Raw genomic sequence first — 18,020 nt, forward strand, 5'->3', positions numbered from 1 at the left:
CCCGAATTAACGAACGGTCTACTTTAACCCGTTTCTTTTTCTTGCCTCAGTAGGCCCTTCCATCGTAGCTGCTCCTCGGTGCTCAAGAGATTGATCACGATCTGATTCTACACTTCTTGACTTTTTTAGCTTTTTCTCTTGACGGTCTTTACCCATTATTATCACTTCCTTTTGTTTAATTCTCCACTTTCTTATCATGATAGAAAAAATCAAAAGTTATTCATTTAAAACTTGTGAGTCTATACCTTATGAAATCTTCCCATACTGATCATAATGAAAGGAGGGGATTACAGTGGATGGGGCGTTATTTCTATGGTTTGCCTGGATGGGCGTCATTATTACGGTTTTTTTTCTTAAAGCGTCAAACAATAGAAATTCTCTATTATTCGTTTTGTTGCTTGCGATTTGTATTGTAACGTTCGAGTTTCAAGTGATGGAGTATTCTTTCTCGGCACTAGTGGTATTATCAATTGTTTATGGTTACTTACTGTTGTTAACTTACATGCAAGTCACAAGAATATACGCTGTCATCATTGTGCTTATGTTAACGGCAGCGTATACGTCAATTGAGCTGTTTTCAATTTACGACCCTGTTTTTACATATCTGTATACGAAATGGTCAGTATCAGCGATTCTATTCATTATCATTCATATTTCACTGCATAACTCATCTGAAAGGTGTTCACTCTTGATCCTTGGTGTCGTTCATGGAGAGGTTATTCTTTCAATCTTATTTCAACAGATGGGAATCAAGAGGCTTGCTGGTGAACTAGCTTCATTCGATATCATAGCCATCTCTATTATGGGAACAGTCACATGGCATTATTTCGTACAAGTTACGGAACACTTAGAAAAACTCGTTAAAAAACATCAAGAAAGGCGTGGATATTCATGAATGAGTATACTTTCTCAATTCTATTTGGCGTTACAGTTGGCACATTATCGCGTATCTATATGTTCCGTACTGATTATCGTCAATATCCGACCTATCCACACGGGATGGTTATACACCTTGCGCTAGGCTTTATTGCTGCCGCTTTAGGTGCATTAGTAGTCCCATCGATCATGGAGGAGGAATTTACAGCTGTAACTTTCCTGACATTAGCCGCATCGCAATTTAGGGAAGTAAGGAATATGGAAAGGAAAACTCTTAATGAAATGGACTCGCTGGAGCTTGTTCCAAGAGGGGCTTCATATATTGAAGGAATCGCGGTTACATTTGAAGGACGTAACTATCTTGTGATTTTTATTTCGTTTGTATCTTCATTAGCATATCTTTCAATTAATTTATGGGCTGCATGTATAGCGGCATTTCTTGCGTTTTTAGTTGCAAAAAAATACATGACTGGAAGTAGGTTAGGGGAAATAGCAGAGGTTGAGCAGGCAACTGTATCATTTGATGGTGCGGGACTATATGTCGATAATATATATATTATGAACATAGGGATTCCAGTAAGGCAACAAGAAATCCTGAAACACGGACTTGGCTTTGTTATTAATCCAAAGAACTTTGACGCTCGCTCGACGATCGGAAATCTAGGTCAACGCCAAGCTATACTTCACGATCTTGCTATATCTCTTGGTGTTTATCGCGATTCTGGAACTCCTGCTTTGGTTCCACTAATCAAAAGGGATTTGGATGATGGTCGAATAGGTATATTTATTCTTCCGCAAAACAAAAGCGCTGATCTCGCCATGAAAGTTATTTCACAAGTGCCAACCCTAGAAAATGCGATTAGAATGCCAACTGAAACAAAAGAAAAGGGAAGTGGACAATCGTGACTTTAGAGAAGTTGATTCTAGCGGCAGTAACTCTTTCTGGGAGTAAAGTGCCAGTTGGTGCAAATGTATTTGTATGTGAAACAAAAGATGAAATGGACCAGGTAGCTGCTGACCTTGAGGCTATATTAGATGGAATCGCACATAAATTAAGTAATGGTGTGTATATTATCGTTAAACACTAGCAGGAAAAAAGAACCACTGCAGGAAGATTCATTTTCCTCTGTTGTTCATTGGTTGCTTTTTTGATAAGATATAAAAGCTATCGAAGACTATACCCTTCTTATAGAGGAGGGTTTTTTACAATGAACTGCTGGAAAGTTTGTCCACGACTTTCTGGAGGTAAGCTTAGATAGTTTTTTAGAAAGGGCGTGCAAAGTAATGACAAAACCAGTTGTCGCAATAGTAGGTCGACCAAATGTTGGGAAATCGACCATTTTTAATCGTATAGTAGGAGAAAGAGTCTCTATTGTAGAAGATACTCCAGGAGTAACAAGAGACCGTATTTATAGTACAGGTGAGTGGTTAAACCGTGAATTTAATATCATCGACACAGGTGGTATTGAGATAGGTGACGAACCATTTCTTTCACAGATTCGTTATCAAGCAGAAATAGCTATTGATGAAGCTGACGTTATTATCTTTATGGTGAATGGCCGTGATGGCATTTCAAACGCAGATGAAGAAGTCGCGAAGATTCTTTATCGGTCTAATAAACCTGTTGTTCTTGCAGTTAATAAAGTTGATAATCCTGAACAGCAGACACTCGTTTATGATTTCTATTCACTAGGTTTTGGTACGCCGTATGGCATATCAGGATCACATGGACTTGGTCTAGGTGACCTTTTAGATGAGGTATTTAAATCGTTCCCTGAAGAGAATGAAGAAGAATACGATGAAGGTACAATTAAATTCTCATTAATTGGACGACCAAATGTTGGGAAATCTTCTCTTGTTAATACCATTTTAGGTGAAGAAAGAGTAATTGTAAGTGATATTGCTGGAACGACAAGAGATGCTATTGACTCAATGTTTACAAGAGATGGACAAGATTACGTTATTATTGATACCGCAGGAATGAGAAAGCGCGGAAAAATTTATGAAACGACTGAGAAGTACAGTGTTCTCCGTGCTATGAGAGGAATCGAACGTTCTGACGTAGTACTCGTTGTGATCGATGGAGAAGAAGGTATTATTGAACAGGATAAGAAAGTGGCAGGTTATGCACATGAAGCGGGTAAAGCAGTTGTTATCGTAGTCAACAAGTGGGATGCTGTTGAAAAAGATGATAAAACGATGCGCGTCTTTGAACAAAAAATACGCGATCACTTCTTATTCCTAAGTTATGCACCAATTGTTTTCTTATCTGCTAAAACAAAACAGCGTCTTCATACGCTATTGCCGGTCGTGAACACTGTGGCTGAGAACCATGCTCTTCGTGTGAAGACTAATATTCTAAATGAATTAATTATGGATTCTGTTGCAATGAACCCTACACCAACAGATAACGGAAAGCGATTGAAGATTAATTATGCGACACAAGTTGCGGTTAAGCCACCAACAATCGTTCTCTTTGTAAATGATCCAGAGCTATTGCATTTTTCTTACCGTCGTTTCTTAGAGAATCGCATTCGTGAGACGTTTGGATTCCAAGGTACACCACTTCGTATTTTTGCTCGAAGAAAAAGCGAATAATTTCTGTTTCTATTCCACAGGGGGAGTCATGCTAATAAGAAGGGGGAAATAACATGATCGCGATCCTGATTTGCATTGCTGCTTACCTTCTTGGTTCGGTTAGCTTTAGTTATTTAATTGCTCGCATAGTTAAGAAGATAGATATACGAGATCATGGAAGCGGTAATGCAGGAGCGACAAACACACTTAGGGTTCTAGGAACAGGTCCTGCAATTGCAGTCCTGAGTCTAGATGTAGTGAAGGGCATACTTGCCGTCTGGTTAGGGTATTGGTTCTCTAGTGAACCGATTGTCCCTTTCCTTGCGGGAATATGTGCAATCATTGGTCATAATTGGCCGGTTTACTTTGGATTTAGAGGTGGAAAAGGAGTGGCAACAACAATAGGGGTATTTGCAACACTTGCTTTTCTACCATCTTTATATGCAGGGATTATTGCAATTCTTTCTATTTTTATTACTAGGTTTGTATCACTGGGATCACTGATTTTTGTAGTGTTAACTCCAGCATTTATCTTCTTGCTTGGCGGCTATCCAGCTTCTTATATTTGGCTGGGGACGATACTAGCAGTTGTTTCTGTATGGAGACATCGTACAAATGTAAAACGTTTGGTTTCTGGAACTGAAAGCAAACTCGGTCAAAAGGTCGAGCAGTAGGGAGGAAATTCAATGGCAACTATATCAGTAGTAGGGGCAGGTAGCTGGGGAACGGCTCTTGCAATTGTACTAGCAGACAACAATCATACTGTAAAACTGTGGGCAAGAAGAGAAGATCTTGCAGAAGAAGTAAACGAAAAGCATACAAATGAAAAGTATTTGCCTGGGATTACATTACCTGATGGAATTAAAGCAACGAGTTCACTTGAAGAATGTGTGAAGGGTTCAGAAGCAATATTACTCGTTACGCCAACAAAAGCACTTCGAGAAGTATTACCAGAACTAAAGACATATCTGAATAATCCTGTCACAATCATCCACGCAAGTAAGGGGATTGAACCAGATACCTCCAAACGTATTTCTGAGGTGATTGAGGAAGAAATACCAGAATCCCTTCGTAAAGCAGTCGTTGTGTTATCTGGTCCTAGTCACGCAGAGGAAGTGAGTCTTCGTCACCCAACTACAGTTACAGTTTCTTCCAAATCAATTGAAGAAGCTGAATTTGTTCAAGATCTTTTTATCAACTCAAATTTCCGTGTTTATACAAACCATGACATCATCGGAGTGGAACTCGGAGGAGCGTTGAAAAACATCATTGCATTAGGTGCTGGCTTATCTGATGGTTTGGGTTATGGCGATAACGCAAAGGCAGCTCTTATTACGAGAGGCTTAGCTGAAATTGCAAGACTTGGGGCCGCTATGGGGGCAAATCCTTTAACGTTTATGGGCCTTACTGGAATAGGTGACCTGGTTGTTACGTGCACAAGTGTACATAGTCGTAACTGGCGTGCTGGTAACCTCCTTGGTAAAGGAAACAACCTTGAAGAAGTGTTGGAGAACATGGGGATGGTTGTAGAAGGTGTTCGAACAACTAAGGCAGCGTATTACCTTGCCAAAGAACAAAACGTTGAGATGCCGATAACATCTGTCTTATTTGAGGTACTCTTTAATAACAAAGCTGCAAAAGATGGAGTTGACCAACTAATGGGACGACTTCGTACTCATGAAACGGAAGACTTAACATCGTTATTAGCAGATCGTTTTGAATTAAATCCTAAAGAACTATAAATAGGCGAAGCACGAAGTATTCCTCCTTGCATACACTATGTTGAACGTTAATGGTAAGGAGGAAACAGCGTGAGCGATTTGTTTGATAACATAGAAAAGAAAACGAACGTAAAAAAGGAAGACATCTTTAAATTGGCGAATTCGGTTCAAGGAGCAGATTTTACCGATGAAAAAACGGTGCGCAAGCTAATTGCGAATGTTGCACGCGTTGCGAATGTAAACGTCACTAAAGAAAAAGAAGACCGGATTGTGAAGGCCATTGTGAACAAAAATATTCCATTTGACCTCTCGTCCATAGCTAAGTTGTTTAGCCAGAAATAGGAAAAGAGTTTCAAAAATAGGCTAATCAACCATACCACCTTCAATTAAGAACATATACTAAAAAGGAACCATCAATGTGCATGAGCACACTTCAAAATGAAAAATATAGTCAAAGCTGAAGAAAAGCCCCTTTCTTCAGCTTTTTACTTGTGGGATTCCAAGTCTTCTAGAGAAAAATGCCAGGGTTTTGTGTAGATGCTATAGAATTTTAAACTAGCTTAGAAGAGCTGTCCATGATTTGTTAAAACCGCTATAGGTAAATCATAGGAAGTTTTGTTATAATGGTGGGCAGTGCGAGTACTAAGAGTAGGGGGATAATCATGTCACCAGCATTAATTAAGATGTGGGTAGCGCTAGCGGCGCTTGGTTTAATGTTTATTGCAGTAATGGCTATAATGTTGAGCCGATCGAAATTAAAAGGAATTATAAGTATACTTGTTTCAACCTTCGCTTATCTGTGTATGTTTGTAGCGGGAGTACTCATGCTACTCGTGGTATTCACAGGTCCGACGAACTAAGACAGGAAATCTTGAATAAGGAATGAGTGTAATGAAGCGATTAGTAACGCAGATCCTAGTATGGACATGCTTAGTAGCCGTGCTTTCTGGATGTCTTTATCCAGAAAGTCAGAAAAACGAGAATCAAATTCCATATACAGATCAAATTCAATCTGTTCAATCTGCCGTAGAGCAATATCAAGAGAATAAATCCATACTACCTATTAAAACAAGAGATCAGAGTACACCGATCTATCAAAAGTATCCAATCGATTTTCAAAAAATCGTACCTTCTTTTTTACAGCAGGCACCTGGGAATTCGTTTGAAAACGGTGGTGTCTTTCAATATGTATTAATTCATCCAGATGAAAACCCAACTGTTAGATTAATTGACTTATTGACTGTAGAGAAGGTAAAGGATCTTCAGCTTCAAGTCAACGATTACCGACGTAACAATTCGTATCCACCGTTTAAAGATGTCCTAGAAAAGAATAGGTATTCGATTGATTATGAAGCGCTTGGTATGGATGAAGAGCCAACTGTGAAAAGTCCATATACAAATGATCAATTGCCTTTCTTCTTAAATGAGAATGGTGAAGTATATATAGATTACACCAATGATCTCAACAAAGCGATTGTGAATAACCCTGATCATACGTATAAAAATGGCGACGACATTAGAGATCTATTAGCAGATAATTCGTTTTACGTTCCAGTAACTTCTGTACCATATACAATTAAAGACGATGAAGCTGTTTTTTTAGTTAAATAGGTATTTTCCCTTCTCTTTAGCAATACAACTATTAAAAAGAGGAGGGACTTTTTTATGACTATTTCTACTAGAGGACGGAAAGCTTACCTGCTGTATCAAATCCTTTTACTATGAACTGTCATATTTGTTGGACAACATCATAGAATGATAGTGTTCAAGAAAGTCTGCGGTCTAGAGTGAATCATTTCGTCCAGCGAGACGGAATTCAGGAGGCGATCACGTGGAGAGAGTGGATATCTTCAAAGATATCGCAGAGCGTACAGGGGGAGATATATACCTTGGAGTCGTAGGTTCTGTTCGAACGGGAAAATCGACATTTATTAAAAAGTTCATGGAACTTATCGTACTGCCAAATATGGAAAGTGATTCAGATCGAGCTAGAGCTCAAGATGAACTTCCACAAAGTGCTGCTGGCCGTACGATTATGACAACTGAGCCAAAATTTGTACCAAATCATGCAGTTCAGATTCATGTTGAAGATGGACTTGATGTCAATGTGAGGCTTGTCGATTGCGTTGGTTATGCTGTACCAGGAGCAAAAGGATACGAAGACGAAGATGGTCCGCGAATGATTAATACACCGTGGTATGAAGAACCAATTCCATTCCAAGAAGCTGCGGAAATCGGTACAAGAAAAGTAATTCAAGAACATTCTACACTTGGTGTTGTCATTACCACAGATGGATCAATTGGTGAAATTCCAAGACACGATTATTTGGAATCAGAAGAAAGAGTAGTAGAAGAATTAAAAGAAGTGGGCAAGCCATTTATTATGATTGTTAACTCAGCTCATCCTCATCATCCACAAACTGAAGGTTTAAGAGGGGATTTGTCACAAAAATACGATATTCCGGTCATCTCGTTGAGTGTGGAAAGTATGACGGAGCATGATATTAACAATGTATTACGGGAAGTACTCTATGAGTTTCCTGTATTGGAAGTGAATGTAAACTTGCCTAGCTGGGTCATGGTACTTCACCAAGATCATTGGCTCAGACAAAATTATGAAGAATCTGTAAGAGAAACTGTAAAAGATATTAAGCGTCTAAGGGATGTTGATCGGGTCGTAGGACAATTTGAAGAGTTCGAATTTATCCAAGATGCACGGCTCGCAGGTATCGAAATGGGGCAAGGGATCGCAGAAATTGACCTCTATGCACCAGACGATTTGTACGATCAAATTCTCAAAGAAGTAGTAGGAGTTGAGATTAGAGGGAAGGATCATCTACTTCAACTTATGCAAGAATTTGCTTTTGCAAAAGCTGAATACGATCATGTTTCAGATGCTCTACGCATGGTTAAACAAACCGGCTATGGAATAGCCGCACCTGCAATTGAAGATATGAGCTTAGATGAGCCTGAAATTATTCGCCAAGGATCAAGATTTGGTGTAAGACTGAAAGCTGTAGCTCCATCCATTCATATGATAAAAGTGGATGTAGAGTCAGAATTTGCCCCTATAATAGGCACTGAGAAACAAAGTGAGGAATTAGTTCGTTATCTTATGCAAGACTTTGAAGAGGATCCGCTTTCCATATGGAATTCAGATATTTTCGGACGTTCTCTAAATTCAATTGTAAGGGAAGGCATTCAGGCAAAGCTTGGATTAATGCCTGAGAATGCTCGCTATAAATTAAAGGAAACGCTTGAACGCATTATTAACGAAGGTTCAGGAGGATTAATTGCGATCATACTATAACTTAGCTGACTCCACTATATGGAGTCAGTTTTTTTATGATCCGATAAGATGAGAAATAACACTTTGGTATGAAAAAAAGTTTGCCATTCTTCATTCTATGCCCTCCTTTTCGTATCTAAATGGTAAATAGAAAGGAAATTGACTACATGAACTTATCTCACTAAACTGCTATGTAAAGCGTTTACAAATGGTACTTTATGCAGATAATAAGTAAAAAATCGCCCAAATCAAGACAAACGTATTGAATTCTTTCGCATCTTCGTATAATATAGGGCTTGCGAACGTACTAAACGCGCATTGCAACGTATAAATATTGGGCATTAAGTGAATGAATGTAATTATCCATCTCTCTTGAGAGGAGGTGAACAGAATGAACAAGACAGATCTAATCAATGCTGTTGCAGAATCTGCAGAGCTTTCTAAAAAAGAAGCGACAAAAGCTGTTGACTCAGTTTTTGATAACATTATGCAATCCTTGCAAGAGGGTGACAAAGTTCAACTAATTGGTTTTGGTAACTTTGAAGTCCGTGAGCGTTCTGCTCGTAAAGGGCGTAATCCTCAAACTGGCGAAGAGATCGAAATCGCTGCAAGTAAGGTTCCTGCATTTAAACCTGGTAAAGCCCTTAAGGATGCAGTGAAGTAAGAAATACATAGGGCAAAGAAGAGCCGCACATTCTGCGGCTCTTCTTTTTTGCTAACTTTTTCACCTTATGCTAGAATCTTCATAGGTATTAAAGGCCCTGAATGGAGGATTAAGAACCATGTACGAAGTTAATCATGATAAAATAGAAGAAGCAGTTAAAATGATTCTTGAAGCAATTGGGGAAGACCCTGAGCGTGAAGGCTTGTTAGATACTCCAAAACGCGTTGCAAGAATGTATCAAGAGATTTTTCAGGGACTTCATCAAGATCCTAAGGAACATTTCCAAACCATTTTTGGAGAAGATCACGAAGAGTTAGTACTAGTAAAGGATATTCCTTTCTATTCAACCTGTGAGCATCACCTTGTTCCTTTCTTTGGAAAAGCTCATGTAGCATACATACCTAAAGGTGGAAAAGTAACAGGTCTAAGTAAGCTTGCAAGAGCAGTAGAGTCTGTAACCAAGCGGCCACAGCTACAAGAACGTATTACGTCAACTATCGCTAATTCTATGGTGGAAACGCTAGATCCTCATGGAGTAATGGTAGTAGTGGAAGCTGAGCATATGTGTATGACAATGAGAGGCGTTAAGAAGCCTGGGTCATCTACTGTTACATCAGCTGTAAGAGGCGTGTTTGAACATGATACTGCAGCGCGTTCTGAAGTGCTTGGCCTAATTAAAGGTTAATTCTGTTGAGCGGAGTGATAACTATGAAAAGCGAAAGTACTGATTTTTTTGTAATTAAAGCCCTAGAGAATGGCGTTAACGTCATAGGGTTAACACGTGGTTCTGATACACGATTTCATCATTCAGAAAAGCTAGACAAAGGCGAAGTGATGATTGCTCAGTTTACTGAACATACTTCTGCCGTTAAGGTAAGAGGAAAAGCAGTAATTCAAACAGAGCATGGAGAAATAAGCACAGAAGAGTAAAGCAGGAGGTGTGAACCTGCTTTTCTTTGATTTAAGAACGGAGCAAGTCACGTTTTAGCTAGGGGCTTATTGTGCTATACTATGAATAAATACATAATTTGTACTTTATGAACATTTAGTGGGTTGGAATAAAGTATAACGAAAGTAAAGACTTCCATTTAAGTAGGATAGGAAGGCGAATTTTTCTAATTGGATGACATGTAAGGGGTATGGGATATGACAAATCCAAAGGAAACCACATATAAACACATAGCTGGAGTTCGGGACATGCTGCAGTCTCGCCTATCCCATTCATATTTGCTTCAATTCATTGATTTTCCAATTATCGATGAAGAGAGGTTATATGTGTTCTACGGCATGCTAGAACAAACCAAGCTCGAAAGAAAAAGGAAGGAAGATACCCTTCTATCAATCATGCTGGTGCAAATTGCACTCGATACCCATGATCTGATTTCACTTGATGATGTTACGAATGAGAATGATAGAAAGAATCGTCAGCTAACCGTATTAGCAGGCGACTACTTTAGTAGCATGTATTATCAAATTCTTTCAAAATGGAATGATAATGAAATGATTCGCACGCTATCTGAAGCGATTCAAGAAATAAACGAAGCCAAAATGTCTTTTTATCAAACAGATCATAGAACGGTTGAACCTATTTTTGATAATTTAAAGGAAATCGAATCCATTTTAGTTAGAAAAGTAGCTGAACATTATGGGTTAGATAACTGGAAAACATTTGGCATGCAGTATTTCTACATGAACCGCCTTCTCTTAGAGCGGAAGCAAGGATTAATTCATTCTAGTTCTAATTTGCTACAGAAGATTGCTTTAACTCTTCTAACAGTTAAAGAATCTAAGCTTTCTTCCGATCAGCAAGCATCAAAAGCGAAAATCGTTTTGGACTCCTATGTGGGACATGCCAAAAAAGAAATTGATTTTCTATGTCAGCATTATTCAGAGCTACATCGTTGGTTTCAAAATCGACTCGAGTATAATTGGGGCATTATTGGAATAAAGGAAGAGAAATTGGCGGAAGAGGGATAAGGCATGTCTACATCTAAAGAAGAACGCGTACACGATGTTTTTCAAACCATTTCAAAACGTTATGATGTCATGAATTCGGTTATTAGTTTTCAACGTCATAAAGCTTGGCGCAAAGATACTATGCGATTAATGGATGTCCAAAAAGGTTCAACTGCACTTGATGTATGCTGCGGTACAGCGGATTGGACACTTGCTATGGGTGAAGCCGTAGGAGAAACTGGAAGTGCGATAGGGCTTGATTTTAGCGAGAATATGTTAGAAGTTGGGAAAGTGAAAGTGGAAGAGAAGAAAAGAAAGAATGTAACCCTTATTCACGGTAATGCAATGAATCTGCCATTCGAGGACAATTCTTTTGATTATGTGACTATTGGTTTTGGTCTTAGAAATGTTCCAGATTATGATCAGGTGATTCAAGAAATGCATCGCGTGGTGAAACCTGGTGGTCAAGTTGTTTGTCTTGAAACATCTCAACCAACAATTCCCGTTTTTCGACAGGTATACTACGGGTACTTCAAATATATCATGCCTACTCTAGGAAAAATGTTAGCGAAAAGCTATGAAGAGTATTCTTGGTTGCAAGAATCAGCAAGTACGTTTCCTGGAAGAGATGAGTTAAAACAGCTTTTCTTTAAGAATGGGTTTAGTCGCGTAGATGTTAAACCGTATTCTGGTGGAGTTGCAGCAATGCATAGAGGATTTAAAGCAGTTCAACCATAAAAAAGACAATAGATATTTTGTGATAATCAGTTAGGTGGATCTCATGAAATTAAAAACAATTTATGCTTCTTTAAAAAATGATTTATCCTTTATTGAATCCGAATTGGAGCAGACCGTGAATGCTCATCATCCTGTTCTACGTGACGCTTCTAACCACCTATTAAAAGCAGGAGGGAAACGAATCCGTCCTGTTTTCGTTTTACTTTCAGGAAAGTTCGGAGATTATAATTTAGTACTTATGAAGAATGTTGCAGTTGCACTCGAATTAATTCATATGGCATCACTTGTACATGATGATGTTATCGATGATGCAGAGATGAGAAGAGGCAAGAAAACGATTAAGGCTAAGTGGGATAATCGTGTAGCAATGTATACAGGAGATTATATTTTTGCGCGCGCGATTGAACTTGTTACTGAGCTTAAAGAGCCATCGGCTAATACCATTTTATCAAATGCCATTTTAGAAATGAGCATAGGAGAAATCGAACAGATAAAAGACCAATTCAATTGGGATCAAAATGTTAGGGATTATTTTCGCAGAATTAAACGGAAGACGGCTCTCTTAATTGCTACATCATGTGAATTAGGTGCTGTAGCTGCAGGCGCATCTAAGGCAGAACAACGACACCTTAAACAATTCGGGTACTATGTAGGCATGTCCTATCAAATCACAGATGATATCTTAGACTATACTGGAACTGTTAAAGAACTTGGAAAGCCAGCTGGTGGTGACTTGCTACAGGGCAATATAACGTTGCCTGTACTATACGCTATGAATCAAGATAACAAGAAGCATGAAATCATGGACATTTTCTCTAAAGAATTGAATACCTCACAAGAGAAGGTCAATCAAGTTATTTCGATTGTAAAATCTTCTGGTGGAATTGAATTCTCACAGCGTATCAGTGACCGCTATCTTCAGAAAGCGTTTAATGAACTTGATCAGCTTCCATCTCAGTCTGCTAGAACTTCACTTAGACAAATTGCAGAATATATCGGTAAAAGAAAACATTAAAAGGAAATGTTGTTATTTTTGCGAATATTTGATAGAATTTTGAAGGGCAGAAAAACGCTTTCTGCCCTGTACATATACTTTGTTGAAGGTGAGGAGATTTTCATGGAAAAAACATTTCTAATGGTCAAGCCTGATGGCGTGCAACGCAATTTGATTGGTGAACTTGTTACACGTTTTGAGAAAAAGGGCTTTCACTTAGTAGGCGCAAAATTGATGACGGTTTCAAAAGAACTTGCAGAAAACCATTATGGAGAACATAAAGAGCGTCCATTCTTCGGTGAGCTTGTAGACTTCATCACATCAGGTCCTGTCTTTGCCATGGTTTGGGAAGGTGACAATGTGATCTCAACTGCTCGTACAATGATGGGAGCAACGAATCCTAAAGATGCAAACCCTGGAACGATTCGTGGCGATTATGGTGTTCAAGTTAGCATGAATGTTATTCATGGTTCAGACTCTCCAACGAGTGCAGAACGCGAAATTTCCTTGTTTTTCAATGAAAATGAATTGAACGAGTATACAAAAACTATTTCTAAGTGGGTTTAATTTTTCACCCTGAAATGAAAGCGCTTATATTTATTAAAGCCGGACTAAGTGTCCGGCTTTTTATTTTTGGAGTAAGTATTAGGAAAGGATAGGCGAAGGAAACGCTCTTTCTAACTCAATTGTTCGTGCCATTTGTAGCAGTAAACGATCATTAAATTTAGTTGTTGCAGCTTGTAACCCTACAGGGAGCCCTTCAGGAGTTAATCCTGCCGGGATTGAAATAGCAGGATGACCAGTACAGTTGTATAGTTGCGTCATCATCCAATCAGAAATTGGTGAAGTCGCTCTTCCATTAATGGAAGATGGACCCTCACTGGTGTGAGGAAATGCGGGTACTCCTAAAACTGGTGAGAGAATCGCATCATAGTGATTTAGTTTCTCTTGTAATGTATTCCATACGACGGTTCGTTGAAGTTCAGTCTCACGAAGCTCAACCGCGCTTAACTCTCTACCAGCATTAATCATATCCGAAACAGATGTGCTAAATTGTGTTGGAAATTGATCGAACAAAGGGCCATAAGCTGAAGCAAGCCCTGCGAACCACATTTTATTAAAGAAAGAAATAAGCTCTTCAAGCTTCATACCAAATTGAACGGAGACCTTTTCGACCATTGCACCATGCTTTCTTAAAATTTCAATCGTATCTTCTATTTGTGCTTTCACTTTGGGATCACATGGATACAGACCAAAATCTTCTGTATAAGCAAGTGTTAACCCTTTAACACCTTCTGAAAGTCTATTGAGAAGGTTTTCTTCGGGTATCGGAACTGAATAAGGGTCATTCGGTTCGTAACCTTCGATAATGGAAAGGAGAAGGGCTGCATCCTCTGTTGTTCTGCTCATGGGCCCATAGTGGACGAAGGGCTGGGTTGTTCCAAAGCGATTCACAGGTGAGCTATCAAATGGAACTCGTCCAAAAGTCGGTTTTAATCCAATGATTCCATTAAGGCTTGAAGGAATCCGAATGGAACCACCGCCATCGCTACCTTCTGCTAACGGAACGCATTTACTCGCTACAGCAGCTGCTGAACCTCCGCTCGAACCACCTGCAGTTAATAAAGGATTCCATGGATTTTTAGCAGGACCAAGTATGTGATTGTCGGTTGTTCCTTTATGGCCAAATTCGGGAGTGTTTGTTTTGCCTATTATTATGGCACCGGCTTTTTTAATTCGTTTAATAATTGTAGGCTCATGGGTAGAAATGTGATTACGAAAAAGAGGTGAGCCAAACGTCGTGCACCTACCACTAACAGGTGTGAGATCTTTTATAGCGATCGGTACTCCGTGGAGAGGGCCAATTGGTTTACCTTTCATAAGATCTTTCTCGGCTAATTGAGCTTCTTTTAAAGCTTCTTCTTCGAATACCGTGATGAACATATTTAATTTTGGATTAAGGTGTCTAATTCGTTCAAGATGGCTAGTAATAACATCTACTGGAGATATTTTTCTCGTGGCTATTTGTTGGGCCATTTCTCTTGCAGTAAAATCAGTTATAGACATATGTACACTTCCTTTTAGAAACAGTTGTCTTAACTGTAGCGAATAGTAGATCTACAATCAAACTTGAAAATCGGATACTTCATAACAGCGAAATGATCGAGAATAATTTAAAGCATTCTATTACTGTTTTTTTAGTGAGAGTGTGATAGGATATTTGCAACATTCATTGAAATTTGGCTATGTTAGCTCAAATTGTTGGTTTCTCGATTTTTGGCTCATTCGAGTGAAACCTTAGTTTCACTCGCCTTTCAGCTCTGCTGAAAGGTCGTCCTGCGGTGATCAATCGTCTGAGTAAATGAATTTGCTCGAAGCGATTGGTCACCGCAGGGCGTAAATGAGTCAAAAATCAACACTGTACATTAACATAGCCTGAAAATTAAATAATCGTTACACTAATTTTATTCGGTATGATATAGTAGTACGTAAAAGCGTCAAAGCATATGGAGGAGATAGGATGAGATACTTAACAGCAGGAGAATCACACGGACCACAATTAACGACAATTCTAGAGGGGCTTCCGTCAGGTCTAGAGCTATTAGCGGAAGATATTAATACAGAATTAGCAAGGCGTCAACTTGGATATGGTCGTGGACGTCGTATGCAAATTGAAAAAGATCAAGTACAAATCCTAAGCGGTGTTCGTCATGCAAAATCAACTGGGGCTCCAATTGCGTTAGTTGTTGAAAATAAAGATTGGACGCACTGGAAGAATTATATGGGTGCTGAACCGTTAACAAAAGAACAGGAAGACAATATGAAACGACAAATCTCACGTCCCCGTCCAGGACATGCTGATTTAAATGGTGCTATTAAATACGGACATCGCGATATGAGAAACGTATTGGAGCGTTCTTCAGCTAGAGAAACAACGGTTAGGGTCGCTGCTGGAGCAGTTGCTAAGAAGTTGCTTAAAACACTAGGCATTCAAGTAGCGGGGCATGTGCGAATGATTGGTGGCATTGAAAGTAGCTATGAAGGTGGTATGTCACTCGAAGAAATGCAACGTGTGTCAGAAGAATCTCCTGTTCGAAGTCTTGATGAAGAGGCAGGAAAGAAAATGATGACTGCTATTGACGATGCCAAAAGTAATGGTGATTCAATTGGTGGCATTGTAGAGGTTGTTGTTGAAGGGTTACCAGTTGGACTTGGTAGTCATGTTCATTACGACCGTAAACTAGATTCCAAGATAGCTGGAGCAATTATGAGCATCAATGCGTTCAAAGGTGTTGAATTTGGAATTGGATTTGAAGCTGCGGAGAAACCTGGTAGTGAAGTTCATGATGAAATTCAATGGTCAGAGGAAGAGGGCTACACGCGAAAAACGAATCGACTCGGAGGTTTTGAAGGTGGCATGACAACAGGTATGCCAATCGTCGTAAAAGGCGTGATGAAACCAATACCGACTCTATACAAACCTCTTCAGAGCGTTGATATTGATACAAAAGAGCCATTCTCAGCAAGTATTGAGCGTTCTGATAGCTGTGCTGTACCTGCAGCAAGTGTCGTAGCAGAGAATGTAGTAGCTTGGGAAGTTGCATGCTCAATTCTTGATAAATTCGGACATGATCGTATTGAAGAAATTTCAGCAGCGCTTAATCAGCACAGGAAATACAGCCGGGAGTTTTAATTGTGGATACAATTAGAATAGAAACGAGTGGTGGTAGTTACCCGGTTCATATCGGAAAGGGCATTCGGACGAAGTGGAGAGAATTGATAGACGATTATGCTTCCTACTCTAGTTTCTTTATTATTACGGATGAAGCTGTTGAAGCGCACTATTTGTCTTCTATTCTGGGAGAAGAGAAGCTCTCCTATTTCATAGTTCCGTCTGGAGAAGAATCTAAATCCTTTGAGCAATATCACCAATGTATGACTGCGTTGCTTGAGGCTGAGCTCGATCGTAAATCATGTATCATTTCACTCGGTGGCGGAGTAGTTGGGGATCTAGCTGGCTTCGCTGCTGCTACATATATGAGAGGGATCGATTTTATTCAAATTCCTACAACTTTGCTTGCACATGATTCAAGTGTTGGTGGTAAAACAGGCATTAATCATGAATTGGGTAAGAATTTAATTGGGGCTTTTCACCAACCTGCTGCAGTTATTTATGACATCGAATGTTTAAGAACTCTGCCTGATCGAGAGTGGCGCTCTGGATTTAGTGAAGTGATTAAGCACGCACTCATTCATGACGAGACATTCTTGAACTGGCTAGTCGATCGAAGAAAGGCTGTTCAGAATTATTCTGATGAAGAGCTTCAATTCATGCTGAAAAAGGGCATTAACGTTAAAGGCGCAATTGTTAAAGAGGATGAACGTGAAACAGGCGTTAGAGCATATTTGAACTTTGGTCACACGCTTGGTCATGCAATAGAAGCTGAGCTAGGATATGGAAAGGTAACACATGGTGAAGCAGTAGCTATAGGGATGATTTTTGCACTAAGAATGAGTGAGGAATACTTTCAAACAAAACTTCGTATGGATGAATTAAGGATCTGGTTTGAAAGTTTAGGTCTTCCTGTAGCAGTCCCTCGTGAGCTTGATATAATGAAGCTACTTCAACGGATGAAGGTAGATAAAAAAGCTGAAAATAAAAGTTTGAAATTTATATTGCTTAAGGAAATCGGTACTCCTACTAAGGTGAGCATTGATGATGAAGCTGCACTTAAGCTACTTAAAAAGAGTGTTGAAAGGAGCGTCTGACTGTGATTAGAGGGATTCGGGGTGCTACAACAGTTGATGTAAATGAAAAGCATGCCATTGTTGAAGCGACTACAAAGCTATTAAAAGAAACAATCAACCAAAACAATGTAACACCAGAAATGGTTGCATCTATTCACTTTACAATGACAAGAGATTTAGATGCAGTGTTCCCTGCTGAAGCGGTCAGGTTATTTAACGGATGGGCAAATGTGCCTCTTCTTTGTTCATCAGAAATTGAGGTACAAGGTTCTTTACCATTTTGTATTAGAATATTAATGTCAGTGAATACCACACAAGCACAAGATGAAGTTCAGCATGTTTATTTAGAAAAAGCTGTTACGCTTCGTCCAGATCTTGCGAGTTGACAAATAACCATCACCATACTAGGATAGTAATAAGTTTAGAGCAGAGGCAATACAGGTACTACTAGTTGAG

The 18,020-nt window shown here is 39.2% G+C and carries 22 protein-coding genes; 20 read left to right on the top strand and 2 right to left on the bottom strand.

Features of this window, described 5'->3' with window-relative positions; all coding sequences use genetic code 11:
* Positions 1-18: 18 nt before the first annotated feature.
* Positions 19-156, bottom strand: coding sequence for a YpzI family protein (locus AB986_RS21330; protein ID WP_084006366.1), 138 nt, complete (start codon positions 154-156; stop codon positions 19-21).
* Positions 157-292: 136 nt separating this feature from the next.
* On the opposite strand from AB986_RS21330, the gene AB986_RS02085 reads away from it, so the two are divergent.
* The 17 genes from AB986_RS02085 (at position 293) to ndk (ending at position 13,382) form a co-directional block, all read left to right on the top strand.
* A complete protein-coding gene (locus AB986_RS02085) occupies positions 293-895 on the top strand; it encodes a YphA family membrane protein (protein WP_048309222.1) in 603 nt (200 codons plus the stop codon).
* Positions 892-1,782 (top strand): YIEGIA family protein, encoded by an 891-nt coding sequence (locus AB986_RS02090; RefSeq protein WP_048309223.1) that lies wholly within the window; start codon positions 892-894, stop codon positions 1,780-1,782. The genes AB986_RS02085 and AB986_RS02090 overlap by 4 nt, the downstream gene beginning before the upstream one ends.
* Entirely contained in the window at positions 1,779-1,964 is a 186-nt protein-coding gene (locus AB986_RS02095) for a capping complex subunit for YIEGIA (protein WP_048309224.1), read from the top strand. The genes AB986_RS02090 and AB986_RS02095 overlap by 4 nt, the downstream gene beginning before the upstream one ends.
* 196 nt (positions 1,965-2,160) lie before the next feature.
* Complete coding sequence (gene der / locus AB986_RS02100) at positions 2,161-3,474, top strand: ribosome biogenesis GTPase Der (RefSeq protein WP_048309225.1); 1,314 nt, start codon at positions 2,161-2,163, stop codon at positions 3,472-3,474.
* Positions 3,475-3,527: 53 nt separating this feature from the next.
* Entirely contained in the window at positions 3,528-4,127 is a 600-nt protein-coding gene (plsY, locus tag AB986_RS02105; protein WP_048309226.1) for a glycerol-3-phosphate 1-O-acyltransferase PlsY, read from the top strand.
* 12 nt (positions 4,128-4,139) lie between these two features.
* Positions 4,140-5,195, top strand: a complete 1,056-nt coding sequence (locus AB986_RS02110) for an NAD(P)H-dependent glycerol-3-phosphate dehydrogenase (RefSeq protein WP_048309227.1) — start codon at positions 4,140-4,142, stop codon at positions 5,193-5,195.
* A gap of 69 nt (positions 5,196-5,264) precedes the next feature.
* Complete coding sequence (locus AB986_RS02115; protein ID WP_048309228.1) at positions 5,265-5,516, top strand: stage VI sporulation protein F; 252 nt, start codon at positions 5,265-5,267, stop codon at positions 5,514-5,516.
* Between the two features lie 320 nt (positions 5,517-5,836).
* Positions 5,837-6,034 (top strand): DUF2768 domain-containing protein, encoded by a 198-nt coding sequence (locus AB986_RS02120; RefSeq protein ID WP_048309229.1) that lies wholly within the window; start codon positions 5,837-5,839, stop codon positions 6,032-6,034.
* 31 nt (positions 6,035-6,065) lie between these two features.
* Positions 6,066-6,785: a hypothetical protein gene (locus AB986_RS02125; protein ID WP_048309230.1), complete on the top strand. Its 720-nt coding sequence runs from the start codon at positions 6,066-6,068 to the stop codon at positions 6,783-6,785.
* Between the two features lie 220 nt (positions 6,786-7,005).
* Entirely contained in the window at positions 7,006-8,484 is a 1,479-nt protein-coding gene (spoIVA, locus tag AB986_RS02130) for a stage IV sporulation protein A (protein WP_048309231.1), read from the top strand.
* 370 nt (positions 8,485-8,854) lie between these two features.
* Positions 8,855-9,127, top strand: a complete 273-nt coding sequence (locus AB986_RS02135; RefSeq protein WP_048309232.1) for an HU family DNA-binding protein — start codon at positions 8,855-8,857, stop codon at positions 9,125-9,127.
* A gap of 118 nt (positions 9,128-9,245) precedes the next feature.
* Entirely contained in the window at positions 9,246-9,812 is a 567-nt protein-coding gene (gene folE / locus AB986_RS02140) for a GTP cyclohydrolase I FolE (protein ID WP_048309233.1), read from the top strand.
* A gap of 23 nt (positions 9,813-9,835) precedes the next feature.
* On the top strand, positions 9,836-10,057 hold the full coding sequence (gene mtrB, locus AB986_RS02145; protein WP_048309234.1) for a trp RNA-binding attenuation protein MtrB: 222 nt from the start codon (positions 9,836-9,838) through the stop codon (positions 10,055-10,057).
* A gap of 216 nt (positions 10,058-10,273) precedes the next feature.
* Positions 10,274-11,104 (top strand): heptaprenyl diphosphate synthase component 1, encoded by an 831-nt coding sequence (locus tag AB986_RS21040; protein WP_053216005.1) that lies wholly within the window; start codon positions 10,274-10,276, stop codon positions 11,102-11,104.
* Between the two features lie 3 nt (positions 11,105-11,107).
* A complete protein-coding gene (locus AB986_RS02155) occupies positions 11,108-11,821 on the top strand; it encodes a demethylmenaquinone methyltransferase (RefSeq protein WP_048309235.1) in 714 nt (237 codons plus the stop codon).
* A 43-nt stretch (positions 11,822-11,864) separates the two neighbouring features.
* Positions 11,865-12,836, top strand: a complete 972-nt coding sequence (gene hepT, locus AB986_RS02160) for a heptaprenyl diphosphate synthase component II (protein WP_048309236.1) — start codon at positions 11,865-11,867, stop codon at positions 12,834-12,836.
* Positions 12,837-12,938: 102 nt separating this feature from the next.
* The gene (ndk, locus tag AB986_RS02165; RefSeq protein WP_048309237.1) at positions 12,939-13,382 is read left to right on the top strand and encodes a nucleoside-diphosphate kinase; all 444 of its coding nucleotides are present in this window, start codon (positions 12,939-12,941) and stop codon (positions 13,380-13,382) included.
* 78 nt (positions 13,383-13,460) lie between these two features.
* Here the strand turns inward: ndk and AB986_RS02170 are convergent, their stop codons facing one another.
* Positions 13,461-14,882, bottom strand: a complete 1,422-nt coding sequence (locus AB986_RS02170) for an amidase (RefSeq protein WP_048309238.1) — start codon at positions 14,880-14,882, stop codon at positions 13,461-13,463.
* Positions 14,883-15,336: 454 nt separating this feature from the next.
* On the opposite strand from AB986_RS02170, the gene aroC reads away from it, so the two are divergent.
* The 3 genes from aroC to aroH are packed head-to-tail and all read left to right on the top strand — an operon-like array spanning position 15,337 to position 17,950.
* Positions 15,337-16,509 carry a chorismate synthase gene (gene aroC / locus AB986_RS02175; RefSeq protein WP_048309239.1) on the top strand — a complete coding sequence of 391 codons (1,173 nt, stop codon included), beginning with the start codon at positions 15,337-15,339 and terminating at the stop codon, positions 16,507-16,509.
* A gap of 2 nt (positions 16,510-16,511) precedes the next feature.
* On the top strand, positions 16,512-17,585 hold the full coding sequence (gene aroB / locus AB986_RS02180) for a 3-dehydroquinate synthase (RefSeq protein ID WP_048309240.1): 1,074 nt from the start codon (positions 16,512-16,514) through the stop codon (positions 17,583-17,585).
* 2 nt (positions 17,586-17,587) lie between these two features.
* Positions 17,588-17,950: a chorismate mutase gene (aroH, locus tag AB986_RS02185; protein ID WP_048309241.1), complete on the top strand. Its 363-nt coding sequence runs from the start codon at positions 17,588-17,590 to the stop codon at positions 17,948-17,950.
* Positions 17,951-18,020: the final 70 nt, after the last annotated feature.

The sequence above is a fragment of the Guptibacillus hwajinpoensis genome (assembly GCF_001039475.1).
Classification (GTDB): domain Bacteria; phylum Bacillota; class Bacilli; order Bacillales; family Guptibacillaceae; genus Guptibacillus; species Guptibacillus hwajinpoensis.

Excerpts from the sequence above, each read along its gene's own strand:
- AB986_RS21330 (WP_084006366.1), bottom strand. The coding sequence starts at position 156 with ATGGGTAAAGACCGTCAAGAGAAAAAGCTAAAAAAGTCAAGAAGTGTA.
- AB986_RS02090 (WP_048309223.1), top strand. The coding sequence starts at position 892 with ATGAATGAGTATACTTTCTCAATTCTATTTGGCGTTACAGTTGGCACA.
- der (WP_048309225.1), top strand. The coding sequence starts at position 2,161 with ATGACAAAACCAGTTGTCGCAATAGTAGGTCGACCAAATGTTGGGAAA.
- plsY (WP_048309226.1), top strand. The coding sequence starts at position 3,528 with ATGATCGCGATCCTGATTTGCATTGCTGCTTACCTTCTTGGTTCGGTT.
- AB986_RS02110 (WP_048309227.1), top strand. The coding sequence starts at position 4,140 with ATGGCAACTATATCAGTAGTAGGGGCAGGTAGCTGGGGAACGGCTCTT.
- AB986_RS02120 (WP_048309229.1), top strand. The coding sequence starts at position 5,837 with ATGTCACCAGCATTAATTAAGATGTGGGTAGCGCTAGCGGCGCTTGGT.
- AB986_RS02125 (WP_048309230.1), top strand. The coding sequence starts at position 6,066 with ATGAAGCGATTAGTAACGCAGATCCTAGTATGGACATGCTTAGTAGCC.
- AB986_RS02135 (WP_048309232.1), top strand. The coding sequence starts at position 8,855 with ATGAACAAGACAGATCTAATCAATGCTGTTGCAGAATCTGCAGAGCTT.
- folE (WP_048309233.1), top strand. The coding sequence starts at position 9,246 with ATGTACGAAGTTAATCATGATAAAATAGAAGAAGCAGTTAAAATGATT.
- mtrB (WP_048309234.1), top strand. The coding sequence starts at position 9,836 with ATGAAAAGCGAAAGTACTGATTTTTTTGTAATTAAAGCCCTAGAGAAT.
- AB986_RS21040 (WP_053216005.1), top strand. The coding sequence starts at position 10,274 with ATGACAAATCCAAAGGAAACCACATATAAACACATAGCTGGAGTTCGG.
- AB986_RS02155 (WP_048309235.1), top strand. The coding sequence starts at position 11,108 with ATGTCTACATCTAAAGAAGAACGCGTACACGATGTTTTTCAAACCATT.
- hepT (WP_048309236.1), top strand. The coding sequence starts at position 11,865 with ATGAAATTAAAAACAATTTATGCTTCTTTAAAAAATGATTTATCCTTT.
- ndk (WP_048309237.1), top strand. The coding sequence starts at position 12,939 with ATGGAAAAAACATTTCTAATGGTCAAGCCTGATGGCGTGCAACGCAAT.
- AB986_RS02170 (WP_048309238.1), bottom strand. The coding sequence starts at position 14,882 with ATGTCTATAACTGATTTTACTGCAAGAGAAATGGCCCAACAAATAGCC.
- aroC (WP_048309239.1), top strand. The coding sequence starts at position 15,337 with ATGAGATACTTAACAGCAGGAGAATCACACGGACCACAATTAACGACA.